The following is a 13,399-nucleotide window of genomic DNA, read 5'->3' as shown; positions in this document are numbered from 1 at the left end:
CGTGCGTATCAACCGAGGGTCAAATTCGGCCGTAGCAGTCGTCCAGGCGCACAATATCGTCCTCGCCGAGATAACTGCCCGATTGAACCTCGATGATTTCGAGCTGCACTTTGCCCGGATTCTCCAACCGATGCTGCACGCCGAGCGGAATGAAGGTCGATTGGTTTTCTGAAAGAAGAAACTGGTCCTCGCCCCGTGTCACGAGCGCGGTGCCGCGCACGACGACCCAGTGCTCGGCGCGATGGTGGTGCATCTGCAATGACAGGCGAGCGCCTGGCGCAACCACGATGCGCTTCACCTGAAACCGCTCGCCGCGCTCGATCGCATCGTAGAAGCCCCACGGACGGCGCACCTTCCGGTGCGTCTCGGCTTCAGGCGCGCGCTGCTCGCGAAAGCGCGCTACCAGCGTCTTGATGTCCTGCGCGTGTGAGCGGTCGGCGACGAGCACGGCGTCGTCCGTGTCGACGACGACTACGTTGGAGGTGCCAACGCATGCAACCAGCCGCCCGCCCTCGGCGCGCACATAGCTCGAGGTCGCGCCTTCGAAAACGACACGCCCGCTCGCGACGTTGCCGAGCCCGTCCTTCTCCATCGCTTCCCACACGGCATCCCAGGATCCAAGGTCCGACCATCCCGCCGCCAATGGCACGACCACGCCTTGGCAAGGCGAGCCGGCCGCGCCGATGTGCTCCATTACCGCATAGTCGATGGAATCCGCCGGCACACGGCCGAACTGAAACGGGCAAGGACGAATGAAGTTGTCGTCCGCCTTGCCTTCCGCGAACGCCGCGGTGCAGGCCGCATGCATGTCGCCGTTGAGCTTGGCTAGCGCTTCGAGCCACACGCCCGCTCGCACGATGAAGATGCCGCTGTTCCACCAGTAGGTGCCTGCAGCGACGTACTGCGCGGCGAGTTCGGTCGTGGGCTTTTCGACGAAGCGGTCGATCAGATGTGCGCCGTTTTCGAGGGCGTCGCCGATTCGGATGTAGCCAAAGCCGGTATCCGGCCGTGTGGGCGCAACGCCGAACGTCACGATCATGGAGCGTTCGGCATATTCAGCGGCAATTGCGATCGCGCGATGCAGCGCCGGAATGTCTGAGATGGAATGATCAGACGGCATCACCACCAAGATCGCGTCGTCATCCTGATTAACGGCTGCGAGCGCCGCGAGCGTGAGCGCCGGCGCCGTATCGCGCCGTGCAGGCTCGACGATAATCTTCGCGCAGACGCCGCACGCCCGCACCTGCTCTTCTGTCTGGAACCGGTGTTCCTCCCCACACACGATAATCGGCTGAGTGTCGACGTCGAAGCCGCCGACGAAACCCTCCATCCGTGTGACGGTAGCCTGCAGCAATGAATCCCGTCCGACCACATCGATCAACTGCTTTGGAAACTGCTCACGCGACATCGGCCAGAGGCGCGTGCCCGATCCGCCTGCGAGAATGACCGGGACGATGCGCCGACAGGAGTGCCCGAGCGACGCTTCCGCGATCGCCGCTGCCATTGCGTCTTCAGAACTCACCGCGTCTTCCATCATCCACCCCTCTGCTCTTGCGTCGAACACGTACTTCCCGGCATCGCCAATTCGATTCATCGGTTATGGGTTCGCCGTGAAGCGCACTTTCTCCTGCTCTCCCACATAGGGGCCCCGCTTGATGAAGAGAGAACGACCTCACGCGTCTGCAAGCATAGGAGCCGTTCCAGGGTCACTAGACGGGTTGACCGAATATGCCATGACGTTGGCTGAAGCGAGTTTCGCGGTACCAGGTGGTCTCACACGCACCACCTGATCTGCTCTTCTTTGGTTCATCATGCACTTATCCAAAGTGTTGCCCGCAGCCCATCAAGGAAGAGTACCTGCACACGAGCAGCTTCGGGCATACCAACGAAGCCTACGCTATCGCGAAGGTCGCCGGGCTCAAGCTCTGCGAGGGGTATAACCGACAGCACGGAACGCGGTACATATCGGTGATGTCCGAACGACAACGATGATTTGCAGAACGACCCCGGGTCCGCCGCACTGGCCTTGCTCGACGCCGACGGGGCCGAAGGCGCGTTCAATATCGGATACGGACGGGGACACTGCAATCGCGGATCTCGCCCGTCTCGTCTGTGACCCTCACCGTACGCTAATTCATCCAGACTTCCTCTCCCCAACACACCGCACGGGTGCGATATCGTTCGAGCACCCGCGCTAGCGTCGACAAGCGGGCTGCGTCATCGTTGCTCGCAAGACGCCGCGTGCCGCGCTCGATCATCAACTGGCGCAATGCAGGCTGGTCGATCAGACTGAAAAGCGCATCCGCCATGCTGTCGGGCCGAGCCAGATCGACCAGCAGTCCCGCGTCGCCGACTTGCTCGCGCAGCGCCTCGAGGTCCGGGTAAAGGACCGGTACGCCCAGACTGAACGCCTCGAGTGGCGGCAGATTGGTCGGGCCGAAATATGTGGGCATCACTAACGCGATCGACTCGCGATACAAGTAAGGCACGTCGCCGTCCGGAACGAAACCGAGAAAGAACACACGCTCGCCCAGACCGAGATCGGCGGCGACCGAACGCACGTATCTCATGTTGCCGAAATCGCTTCCTGTGAAGACCGCACCTACACGGATGCCATAGCGGGACTCCAGCGCGTGCAGTCCCTTCAACAGAAACACATGGTTCTTGTGCGACCAGAACTGCGCGGGATAGTAGACGTATTTCAGATCGCGCGGAATTTTGTACTTCGTCTTGACATCGACGAAGTGCTCCACGTATGCCTCCTCGGAAAGCACTGTCGCGCGGGCGGGCGAGAATGGCATCAAATGCACGCGTTCGCTGTCTACTCCATATCGCCTGACAACCTTCTCGCGGCCGGCCTGCGAATCGACGAAGATGCCGCAGGCCTTCTTCAAGGCAGATCCGTACAGAAATTCGCGACGTTCGAATTCGTGCTTGATCCGGACTTCGGGAAACTCGACGTCGTCGCGGTGGGACAGATCCCAAACGGTGAACAGGTAGTTGAATCGATCAATCGCCAGTGCGAGGTTGGACGGCGTTGTGAAGTACGCAATGTCCGCGCGCATCACCGAAAGCAAGCGGTCCACCGAAGCCATCTTGCCCGGTTTCCGCAGAAATGCGCGCGGGCCTCCACGGCTATATATTGAACCGAGTCTCGCCGCCAGTCCGCGCAAGCGGGGCACCGGGAAGAAAATAGGTTCAATGCCGCTGCGTCGCAGATCATCGATGGTGGATCGCCGCGTCGTCACAAACTCAACCGCGCAAAGTTCCGGCGGAAGACTCTTTAGCAGCAAGGCAGCATTCTTCGCCTGCTGATAACCCCCACCCGAGGTATGTTCATAGTCTATAAACGCGACCATGCGAATAGGCCGTTCCAAGGAACCGTTTGAATTCGTCACTCCTCGCTCCACGTTTCTTGCTTATCTATATGACGATTGCAGCGCTCGACAACGGTTTTCGCGCTCTGTTCGAATTTAGATTGCGCGAGCTTGCTGGTGCCGTTCGTGACTGATTAAGGCAGGTATTTGGCCGGTCCGACGGCTTCCTGAGAAAAGCCCTTGTGCAAGGCTCATATGACGCTCATGCGGCCCTCGGACATCGAGCTTCCGAGGCGAACAGATGCGTGAAGATCTGTTTCTCCTCAAAAATATTTTAATCTGAATGCCGACCAACTGATTCGCAGGCCTCCTTGTCTCGCGGCGAAACTTTCCCTCGCCAGCTCCTAAGCGGACCTCTCCACAGGATCGGCCGTGGCGCCGCTTTTCTTTCGACAGCGGTATTCCGTCGCCGACATCGAGAATTGCCTCCTGAACACTTTCGAAAGCCGCTCGCCATTCGTCAGTCCAACCCTGCGAGCGATCTTGTCTATCGGCAAGTCGCTTCTGGCCAACAGTTCACAACTGAGATCGAGGCGCGCTCGCAAAAGATATTGCGACGGTGTCACTCCCATCTCGCGCTTGAACAGACGCAGGAAGTTCCGCTCGCTCATCGCCACCGTACGAGCCGCGTCGCCTATTGAAACCGGGCGTCCGCAATTTCGCTCGAGCCAGCGCGCGGATTCCTGTGCCTTTTCCGCCTGCGTGTTCGTTCCCATGGTGCTCAGCATGGTTGTCAAATTCTGATCTTTGGAGACGGTGAAGTGATCGGCAACCGCTGTCGCGATGTCGTATCCGAGGTCCCGCTTCACGAGCGCGAGCGAGTTGATCAGCGCATCGCCGCCTTCGGTCGACGCCGCGACGTTAGACGTCTCCGGACTCCAGATGCCCGGATCGACCGAAGCCCAATCGCGGCGAGAAATGCCCGCTGCCGCCAGCAGCAAGTCGCCGTTGCCGAGAGGGTTGACGACGCCGGTTTGCGAACATGCTATGGTCAATAACCCAATGAGCACCTCGTCGGCGGCTGCACGCTTTGCGCCGGGTCCGCCCGCAATATACAGTGCGTCGAAGCCTTGGAACCGCTGGCCGCCCAGGCGCTCCGTCCAAACGCAAACGGATGACGAACAGGCTATCATCCCACCGCAGGCAGAGACTAGACGGACGCTGTAAGTCGCGTTTCTTCTCAGACTGCGAGACTGAATCTCGTTGGCGATATGAAGCACCTCGGCAAGGGTGCCCGCTTCCAGCAGCGAAAAACCGTCGTACAACAAAATTCCTATGAGCTTGACCGCGCGTTCTTTAAATCGGTGGAAAATACCGTTATCTCCTGCATCGCCTAAGCTAGTAGCGTGGGACATGCCGTTACCTCCATTTTGCTTCGGTTCTAGATCGCTGCTCTGGCTTGCGTTGGAACGCTGTGGAAAGCGTATGACCTCGTGAGCTTAGTGCCATATTCGATCCACCATTGCCGTGGTGTCCGCCAAAAGCATGTTTCTGGCCGAGAACGTCGCTCCCAGTATCGACAAGACCAAAACATCCTCTGATTTCTTCAGCGCTGAAAGTGAAAACCATCAAGCCGCTCATCAGGGTTTCCCGACCCACTGGACTTGCTGAGCGATAGACCCATCAGACGGCGAATGCTTCAGCAAGGAAACGACCCGTCAACACCTTGCTGAAAACGGTCATGCATGTAGTCTGAAAATCCCCGCTAGATACCCTTTCTCATGAGCGCCCTGAGCTTTGGCTTTGGTTGCCTTCGGATAAACAAGAGTGCGTTCGCGTCACGCGTGACTTCGCCACCGCCATACGACCAGACATGGAGTCGCTTCATGAGCTTCAGCACGAGATATTCGCAATACTATGATCTTTTCTATCATGACAAGAACTACAAGGCGGAAGCGTCGTTTGTCACCGGATTGCTCGGGCGGTACGGAATAGTTGGAGGTCACGTGATGGATCTAGGTTGCGGCACCGGACGCCACGCGGCGGAATTCGCAGCCGCGGGATTTTGTGTTTCTGGCGTTGACATGAGCGCCGATATGCTTGCCCGAGCCGCTGCCAGGTGTACCACTCTGCCAGGCGCAGTAGCGAAGCGACTGACGTTTCAGCAAGGCGACGCGCGGATCGTCCGCACGAATGAACTCTACGACGCAGTCGTGTCGCTCTTTTATGTTGCGAGCTATCAAACGACCAACTCCGATTTCATGGCGATGTGTCACACCGCCGCGACGCACCTGCGGCCATCAGGACTGTTCGTGTTCGATTGCTGGTACGGTCCCGCGGTCCTCGCCGCTCCGCCCGACGTACGCATCAAACGCGCCTCCAGCGAAGAAACCGCGGTGATACAAATCGCCGAGCCCACGATGCGTCCTCATGACAATACTGTCGCGTTCAGCTACACCGTCCTGCTAACGGATTTGAAAACGCAGTCGGTCGAGACCGTCCTCGAGACGCATGTGATGCGCTACATGTTCAAGCCCGAGATCGAACTGATGCTGGACCTCAGCGGATTCGAGGTCCTGGACAGTTTGAAGTGCATGGGCGGCGAGTTGAGTGCTACCGATCTCTCAGCGACATTCGTCGCGAGAAAACGGTGATGCTCGGAAACAGCCCGAGCGAGAAAACGTCGGAAAATACAACGAATGGCATGTCATAGCCAGCCTCGTCGATGAGTCGAGGCTGAACCGCCAGGCAGTCCCGCGCTGGCTAAGCGCATCGCGTCAAAGCGGCTCGCCGAAAGCCGCGTGCCACCACCTGCCGCCCGGATCAAGTGTTTGTTCCGTTGCGTGACGGGCCATATTCGCTGCGGCGAGCAGTCGGTCAGCACCGCGCTGAACTTGACCTGCTGTTGCAGAAACTTCGCGAAAAGGCGGTGGCCAGCATGTCGCGCACCACGCCCACCGTGTAGTCCTGCTGTGCTTCGGTAAGCGCGAGACCACTCGGCAGATACAATCCCCTGCGACTCATGCGTTCGGCAATCGGGAAATTCTCTCCCTTGAACATCCCTTGCTTGAGAAAAACCGGCTGTTCGTGCATCGGCCAGAAGAACGGCCGCGCGCTGACGCCTGCCTCCGCCAGCATGGACCGGAGCTCGTCGGCATCAAAGGGCAAGCTGTCGTCCAATACCATACCGAAGACCCAATAGATATTCTCGGCATATGGCAATGCCACCGGCGCCATCCCGATTCCCGGCACTCCCCGCAAAAGGCTTTCGTAGCGGCGGCCCAACTCGCGCTTTCGCGCGACGTGCGCATCTAGCTTCTCGAATTGCGCTAGCCCGACAGCCGCCTGGAGGTTGCTCATCCGATAATTCCAGCCAAGCTCTTCGTGGACGAATCGCCTCTCTGGCTTGAAACACAGGTTCCGCAAACTTCTCGCGCGCGTAGCCAGCTCGTCGTCGTCGCAGACGATCATGCCCCCTTCCCCCGTCGTGATGTGCTTGTTGGCGTAGAAGCTGAAGCACGATATATCGCCGAAACTGCCGCACTTCGCTTCGTTATAGGTTTGTCCGATTGCCTGCGCAGCATCTTCGATCACAACGAGGCCGTATTTCCTTGCGATATCCAGCAACGGAGCCATATCCACCGGCAGACCGAAAGTGTGCACGGCCATGATCGCCCGTGTCCGGCTCGTGATAGCGCTTTCGATCTTCGTCACGTCCATGTTCCACGTATCCGGACTTGAGTCGACCAGTCTCAAGCGGGCACCGGTGCGAACAATGGCCGATGCGCACGATATGATCGTGTGCGTGGGGATGATAACTTCGTCGTCGGGACCGAGCCGCAGAGCCACCGCCGCCACGTCCAACGCAGCGCTGCCGTTCGCGACGGCAATCGCGTGTCTGCGGCCGACGTAACCCGCCATCGCACGTTCGAAACGCTCGACGAACGCCCCGTCCGAAGAAATCCACCCGCTTTCAATGCATTCGTTCAGATAGACGCGCTCCTTTCCGTCGAGCAGGGGTTCGTTGACCGGAATCATCGCGCGCCGTCCTTAACTTCAAGCTCGACGCCCGGGCCGTTGCTCGCTTCACTGCATCGGCTCAAATTTGCGGACGCGAAGCGCAATTTTTCCTGCTCTCCCATATAGGGACCTTGTTTGACTTCGAAGAAAGACGCGTCCTCAAGGATCTCGAAGCCGTGACCGCCCGACGCCAGCAAGATGACATCGCCCGCGTACAATACACGGCTCGACAGGTAGTCCTTATCGGGCGTATAGAACTTCACCAGGACACGGCCACGCTTGACGAAGAGCACCTCTTGCGTCCATTCGATCTGCCGCACCAACTTGCAGTGAAGATGCGCGTCGATCACTTTTCCGGCGGGATGTTCCATGTACGCGAGTTGCTGAGGAAACTCCTTCGGAGTAAAGAAACTCACACCACTTCTCGAGAACGAATCCCGGATGATCATGGCGAGCGTTTCACCTTCGAACGAGACTACTTCGAAATTCGAGTCATGAACGACCTCTGCGTTGCCCGTTATCGGTAGAGCTTCCATTTTTTTCCTCGAAGAGAGCCGGTAGTATCCCGACACACCGAACCTTCCGGGAGCAGGGCCGCTTACGACATAAATTGGCCCACGGAGGTCCTTCATGTGTCCCCGAAGCATAGGATCGGTTCGGCGGTCACACGGTCAGATGGCCGAATACGGAATGAAGTTGGCTGACCGGGGTATTACGTTGCAGCGTCACCTCGCGCATCTTTATATCCTCCGCAACGACCGCGGAGAGGTGCACACGGACCGCGCCAATATATTGGCACCGTCCGCCATGACCTTGAATGGTCCATATGCATTGCTAAGCTGATGAAACCGCACGTCGTAGCCCTTTGAATCAAGTGGCGGGGCAACTCACGTTCCGACCGACGTGTCTCTCTCGACTATTGGCCATTCACATGAACAGAAACTCTCGCATCTATGTCGCCGGACATAAGGGAATGGTCGGCTCGGCTCTCCTTCGGCGCCTTGCCAGTTCCGGATATGATCACGTGATCACGGCCTCGAGACAGTCGCTCGACTTGCTGGATCAGCGCGCCGTGATGGATTTTTTCGCTCGAGAGCATATAGACGTCGTCCTCCTGGCCGCAGCCAAAGTCGGCGGAATTCATGCCAATTCGACTCAGCCGGCTTCGTTTCTCTACGAGAACCTCGTCATCGAAACCAATGTGATTCATGCAGCATTCAAGAGTCACACGCAGAAGCTCGTCTTCTTCGGTTCATCGTGCATCTATCCAAAGCTTTGCCCTCAGCCCATAAAAGAGGATTACCTGCTCACGAGCGCTCTCGAACAAACCAACGAAGCCTATGCCATCTCAAAGATCGCGGGTCACAAGCTTTGTGAAGCGTATAACAAGCAATACGGAACGCGCTTCATATCGGTGATGCCCACGAATCTCTATGGCCCCAACGACAACTATGATCTTCAAGGCAGCCATGTGCTGGCCGCGCTCATCCGCAAGGCGCACGAGGCAAAGCTGAACGGACTCGAATCGCTCCCGGTATGGGGCTCCGGATCGCCGAGACGGGAATTCCTTCATGTAGACGATCTGGCGGCCGCGGTTCTCGTCCTGCTGAGCAACGACCTGGTCGAGGGCATATTTAATGTCGGATATGGAAAGGACATAGCGATTGCCGACCTCGCACGACTGATCTGCGATGTCGTCGGTTTTTCTGGATCGCTGAGATTCGACTCGTCGAAGCCCGATGGGACGCCGCGAAAGTTGCTCGACGTATCGAAGCTCGCCGCTCTGGGTTGGGCGCCCACGATTACGCTCAGAGAGGGCATCGCCTCAACCTACGCCGACTTCGAGAATGACGTGCAGCGTACCGGGCTCGCCAGCGCCTGACGAATTCACGCGGCGTGCGCGATCCTGCACCACGGATTGAAGTTCCGCCCCTGGTATCCAGGGTACCCGTCTGCCGACTGCGGTTCCTGTCCCTCAATGCCAGCAAATCATGTCACTTTCAAGGCCACGACAGGTCATTCCAGTTAGAGCGGCTTGATCAAAGCGTCGGCCTAGTCGGTTGAACCGGATGAATTGCACCGGATTCGCCGCGATGGATCGGACTACTTCCATTTCAATGGGCGCGCCTGCTTGTTGTATTGACAGATATAACGCATGAGCTTTTTGTTGAGATCCTTGGTGCTGGTGAATACGTCACGCGCAATGTCGTCGCGCTGGATGCGTGCAAACCAGTTCTCGACCTGATTCAGCCATGACGAATACGTCGGGGTGTAATGTATCGACACTTTCGGATGGTCAACCAGAAATGTTTGAACGGCGTTGGTTTTGTGGCTGCTCACGTTGTCGCAGATCACGTGAATCTCCTTTCCGCGCGGCTGTGCCCATACCACCTCCGTGAGGAACGCAACAAACTGGGCACTGGTATGGCGTGACGCGGTTTCGCCCAGCACCTCACCGGTGGCAACATTCAATGCGGCGAACAGGCTCAGGGTGCCGTTGCGTTTGTATTCAAAGCCATGGCTCTCGGCGCGTCCAGGCGAGAGCGGCAACATCAGGTCCTTGCGATCCAGCGCCTGGATGGCTGTCTTCTCGTCCACGCAGAACACCACCGCATGCAACGGCGGATTGAGGTACAGCCCGATCACGTCGGCTGCCTTCGCCTCAATGTCGGGATCGTTGGACACCATGTGGGTATCGAGACGATGTGGCCGAATGTCGTGCTTGCGCCAAATACGCTGCACCGTCACGAAGGCCATGCCCAACTGTGCCGCCAGTTTGCGGCTGCTCCAGTGTGTCGAGCCGTCGGCCGGCTTACGTCGCAGTGTGTAGTCGAGCACTCTCGCTTCAAGGACCGCCAGGTCAGGTCGCGGTGCCCGGCCTGGATGTCTGCCGTACAACCCAGCCAAACGCTCACAGGTGAAACGCATTTGCCACGTTGTAATGAAACGGGAATCGCAACGCAATTCCGCCATGATCGCCGCACGCGAGGCTCCTTCGTCGAGCAGCAAGATCAACCGCGCACGCTTCACCTGGCCAACGGCCATCGTGCGGCTGCGCTGCATCGACATCAGCTCTTCGCGCTCGGTTTCACTCAGATTCATTTTGCCCATGCACTATTAGCTCAGTGCAATTTCATTGGTTCAATGGACTAGGGTCTGTTTACATATGGAACGCACGTGCGTTGCCGCGAGAAGGGCCGCTCGCAAGGATTGCGACGCCGCGAATACTCGACGTATTCGCAAGGAGCATGACGCAGCGAGCGGCCCTTCTCGCGGCAACCCCAGTTCTGAATTTCATTCCAGGGGAATGCCCGCTATCGGCCGCATGGCGGCGTCGTGCGTCGCTCACGTGGCGCGGCCACGCAGCGCTCCTTACTCCTTGCCCTGCGCCCCGAAGGAAGTCCCCTTGGGGGACGCCCCGAAGGAAGTCCCCTTGGGGGACGCCCCGAAGGAAGTCCCCTTGGGGGACGGCCGATAGCGGGCATTCGCACGTGCGTTCCATATGTAAACAGACCCTAGTCCTTGATTCGACTGCTCAAAGCCCTGGATATCGACCTTTCCAGCGCGTCTCGCGTCAGAAGTTGGGCGGCTGCTTTCATTGCCCGCTCGATGCTCATGCGTTTGCGGCGATACGTCTGCTCTGCGTTTGCCAACGCATCGGCGATGGACCTTGCATCCGCGGAAACAAAGCATATGGCGTCGTGAATCTCCTTCATGCTCATCGGGGGAAGTTCGGTGGAAATGACCAATCTTCCCGACGCGACATATTCGACAACCTTGAAAGGAAAGACCCCGTTACCCATTTTCTCTATCGAAACATGCGGGTTCACCAGCACGTCACAGTCGGAAATCAATTTGAACAAGACTCTTTCGTCCACCCGACCGTGGAAGTGCACGGGGTAATCTTCGGCGGACAGCCTGACGAACTCGCGTGCCAGAGGACCCGTTCCGCAGACGTGAAACATGAGGCGTCCGCCGGACTTCCGGATCAGGTCGAGAACCACGTCAGCACCCTTCTCGACGCTCAGCCCACCGAAATAGCCAACCATCGTTCTAGCATCTGCCGTTCGCGAGAATGGACGCCGCTGTCCACAAGCTTCAATGAGATCGTCCGACACCACGCCCGGACACAGCACCACGGGACAACCGCTGCGTTGATGTTCGCGTGTCGATAAGTGATCGTTAACCGCAAGACATAACGATGGAGCGGGTAACACGTATCGCCATGCGATGAAGTCGAGCAACGGCTTCGGATGCCAGCGGCGACGAGAAAGCAGCCAATCTTCGAACTGGAGGATCAGACGCGCACCGAACCGGTGCGTCAGCACGCGAGCGAGCATCGACTCGAACGCGTACGCGTTATAGATCCATACGGCTTCGGGCTTGCCGACCTTCGCTATCTCATCGCTCAGCGCCAAGACTTCGAAGAGGTTCAGCAGCTTGCCGATGGGCCTTACAGGGTAGCAGCGAAGCGAAATCTCCCGAATGCGTTGCGTGCCGATGACGGAATCCCGACATTTTCTACGTGACCATCCTGCCTCTATGTGGCCCGTATTGATCAAAAGAACATCCTTGGAAAGTTGCGATGCCAACGCCAGAAAAAACTCCACCTTGCGTGCGGCGCCCAGATTCACATTCGCCCCACGGTTAGAGGCGCTGTAAGGCGCTATGAAAACAAGCATTTCTGCTGCCCCACGTCAGCGACTCCTGCTTCAGTGCCAGGCAAGTCAACGCCACGTGATCGACGCGTGGACAAATACGCGCCGAGAGAGCACCCGTAGATGTCCCCAAAGCAGAGCATCAGCGTCGTCACCAGTGGATACTGCTCGAACAGGTTGACGTCCATGCAGGCTGCAATCGTGATCCCAACGAACACCACATATCGAACTGACTGACGCCTCGAATGACGCGGACGGATGCGCCAGAAAAAGGCCGCCGCACCCGTCGCGAAAATTAGCATACCCACAATTCCGATTTGAAACTGCATCGTCACGAAGGCGTTATCGATGATCTGATTGAACCGGTATTGCTCAGGGTCGACGCCCGCACGCTGGAGGAGCATGACGGCTGTGTTCGTGCCTACCCCGAGGCCCCGCCCCAAAAAGAGTTCTCCCGGCGTTGCCTCTGACAACTGCTCCGCTATCTTCCCGAGGTTGGATAAACGACCGCCTTCGTCGAGTTGATCAGTCAGCACATCACCGCGGCCGACCGCTTCCACCATGTGAGAATAGCCAACGATTGTGAGGCAAATAGCGATCGGTAGCGCAGTCACCACCAGCAGCATCCGATCATTACGGCTCAGCCGTCCCGCAAGCGTTTCCCAAACTACTACGCCGACGATGGACGCGATACTGAGCATAGCGAATCGCGTTCCCGAAGAGACGGCAATCGCGACTGCGAGGCAGAGCAATATAAGCCGATAACACAGCCGGGCGCGGTCCAGAATGAGCACCATGCTTGCAAGCGAAATCGCATACATGCCTGCTAGCGCCGCGTTACTGAACAGGCCCGTGTACCGATCCTGCGTAAATAGAACTTGCTGTATTTGTCCGAGTTGTATCCATTGTCGCAGGACAACGTAAAAGTCCAATGCGGCAAGCGCGAGCAACGCGAGGACGAGGGCCGTTTGTCCCCGCTTCTCGGCCGGCAGCAAACTCGCGAACACAAACAGGCCGAATGACGCATGAATCAGCAGAACCCAGCGCAATCCCGCAGGTAGGAAGAACAATGGCGTCCAACCTGCGATGAACGGCACGAGTCCCACCGATACGATGCAAAGAATCCACGTGAAGAACATCAGAATAAACGTACGCATTCCCCCCCGAAAGCGATTCAAACCGAGCGCAAGAGGCCACCCGACTCCGATCAAGGCGATGCTCGCGTCCTTCACGTACTTGACAGCACCTGCGTCATCCATGGCGGCCGAATTTAAGTTCCAGACGTTGATTGCTCCGGTGCCGAGCGCGCCAAGCGCCTGATCCGCGTATTGCGCCAAGCCTGCCGCGAAGACCGTAAAGACTGCAAGTGAAAATACGAAACGCGGCGACATTCCACACGCTCCT

Annotated in this window: 11 protein-coding genes; 3 read left to right on the top strand and 8 right to left on the bottom strand. The window is 58.0% G+C overall.

What is annotated here, in order from left to right:
- Positions 1 to 19: 19 nt before the first annotated feature.
- Positions 20 to 1,504 carry a mannose-1-phosphate guanylyltransferase/mannose-6-phosphate isomerase gene (locus tag OKW40_RS35810; protein WP_429493997.1) on the bottom strand — a complete coding sequence of 495 codons (1,485 nt, stop codon included), beginning with the start codon at positions 1,502 to 1,504 and terminating at the stop codon, positions 20 to 22.
- Positions 1,505 to 1,767: 263 nt separating this feature from the next.
- Between OKW40_RS35810 and OKW40_RS35805 the strand changes: the two genes are divergently transcribed.
- Complete coding sequence (locus OKW40_RS35805) at positions 1,768 to 1,992, top strand: NAD-dependent epimerase/dehydratase family protein (protein ID WP_429348395.1); 225 nt, start codon at positions 1,768 to 1,770, stop codon at positions 1,990 to 1,992.
- Positions 1,993 to 2,129: 137 nt separating this feature from the next.
- Here the strand turns inward: OKW40_RS35805 and OKW40_RS35800 are convergent, their stop codons facing one another.
- Together OKW40_RS35800 and OKW40_RS35795 are read right to left on the bottom strand one after the other, a co-directional pair.
- Entirely contained in the window at positions 2,130 to 3,398 is a 1,269-nt protein-coding gene (locus OKW40_RS35800; RefSeq protein ID WP_311734917.1) for a glycosyltransferase family 4 protein, read from the bottom strand.
- 323 nt (positions 3,399 to 3,721) lie between these two features.
- Positions 3,722 to 4,732 carry a GlxA family transcriptional regulator gene (locus tag OKW40_RS35795; protein ID WP_429493724.1) on the bottom strand — a complete coding sequence of 337 codons (1,011 nt, stop codon included), beginning with the start codon at positions 4,730 to 4,732 and terminating at the stop codon, positions 3,722 to 3,724.
- A 471-nt stretch (positions 4,733 to 5,203) separates the two neighbouring features.
- On the opposite strand from OKW40_RS35795, the gene OKW40_RS35790 reads away from it, so the two are divergent.
- Entirely contained in the window at positions 5,204 to 5,971 is a 768-nt protein-coding gene (locus OKW40_RS35790) for a class I SAM-dependent DNA methyltransferase (RefSeq protein ID WP_429493723.1), read from the top strand.
- A 223-nt stretch (positions 5,972 to 6,194) separates the two neighbouring features.
- Here the strand turns inward: OKW40_RS35790 and OKW40_RS35785 are convergent, their stop codons facing one another.
- A complete protein-coding gene (locus OKW40_RS35785) occupies positions 6,195 to 7,355 on the bottom strand; it encodes a DegT/DnrJ/EryC1/StrS family aminotransferase (RefSeq protein ID WP_429493722.1) in 1,161 nt (386 codons plus the stop codon).
- Positions 7,352 to 7,873 carry a hypothetical protein gene (locus OKW40_RS35780; RefSeq protein ID WP_184068038.1) on the bottom strand — a complete coding sequence of 174 codons (522 nt, stop codon included), beginning with the start codon at positions 7,871 to 7,873 and terminating at the stop codon, positions 7,352 to 7,354. The genes OKW40_RS35785 and OKW40_RS35780 overlap by 4 nt, the downstream gene beginning before the upstream one ends.
- Before the next feature lie 395 nt (positions 7,874 to 8,268).
- Here OKW40_RS35780 and OKW40_RS35775 point away from each other — a divergent pair, with 395 nt between their 5' ends.
- A complete protein-coding gene (locus OKW40_RS35775) occupies positions 8,269 to 9,219 on the top strand; it encodes a GDP-L-fucose synthase family protein (RefSeq protein ID WP_429493721.1) in 951 nt (316 codons plus the stop codon).
- A gap of 221 nt (positions 9,220 to 9,440) precedes the next feature.
- On the opposite strand, the gene OKW40_RS35770 is transcribed toward OKW40_RS35775, so the two are convergent.
- From OKW40_RS35770 to OKW40_RS35760, 3 genes are all read right to left on the bottom strand, one after another.
- A complete protein-coding gene (locus OKW40_RS35770) occupies positions 9,441 to 10,448 on the bottom strand; it encodes an IS630 family transposase (protein WP_429493720.1) in 1,008 nt (335 codons plus the stop codon).
- A 404-nt stretch (positions 10,449 to 10,852) separates the two neighbouring features.
- Positions 10,853 to 11,971 (bottom strand): glycosyltransferase, encoded by a 1,119-nt coding sequence (locus tag OKW40_RS35765; protein ID WP_429493719.1) that lies wholly within the window; start codon positions 11,969 to 11,971, stop codon positions 10,853 to 10,855.
- Positions 11,972 to 12,003: 32 nt separating this feature from the next.
- A complete protein-coding gene (locus OKW40_RS35760; protein WP_429493718.1) occupies positions 12,004 to 13,386 on the bottom strand; it encodes a hypothetical protein in 1,383 nt (460 codons plus the stop codon).
- Positions 13,387 to 13,399: the final 13 nt, after the last annotated feature.

This window comes from Paraburkholderia sp. RAU6.4a (assembly GCF_050435625.1).
Taxonomy (GTDB): Bacteria; Pseudomonadota; Gammaproteobacteria; order Burkholderiales; family Burkholderiaceae; genus Paraburkholderia; species Paraburkholderia tuberum.
This window is presented reverse-complemented; position numbering and strand designations above follow the sequence as displayed.

Coding starts and splice junctions, on each gene's coding strand:
- OKW40_RS35790 (WP_429493723.1), top strand. CDS start 5,204: ATGAGCTTCAGCACGAGATATTCGCAATACTATGATCTTTTCTATCAT.
- OKW40_RS35770 (WP_429493720.1), bottom strand. CDS start 10,448: ATGGGCAAAATGAATCTGAGTGAAACCGAGCGCGAAGAGCTGATGTCG.
- OKW40_RS35775 (WP_429493721.1), top strand. CDS start 8,269: ATGAACAGAAACTCTCGCATCTATGTCGCCGGACATAAGGGAATGGTC.
- OKW40_RS35780 (WP_184068038.1), bottom strand. CDS start 7,873: ATGGAAGCTCTACCGATAACGGGCAACGCAGAGGTCGTTCATGACTCG.
- OKW40_RS35760 (WP_429493718.1), bottom strand. CDS start 13,386: ATGTCGCCGCGTTTCGTATTTTCACTTGCAGTCTTTACGGTCTTCGCG.
- OKW40_RS35785 (WP_429493722.1), bottom strand. CDS start 7,355: ATGATTCCGGTCAACGAACCCCTGCTCGACGGAAAGGAGCGCGTCTAT.
- OKW40_RS35795 (WP_429493724.1), bottom strand. CDS start 4,732: ATGTCCCACGCTACTAGCTTAGGCGATGCAGGAGATAACGGTATTTTC.
- OKW40_RS35810 (WP_429493997.1), bottom strand. CDS start 1,504: ATGGCAGCGGCGATCGCGGAAGCGTCGCTCGGGCACTCCTGTCGGCGC.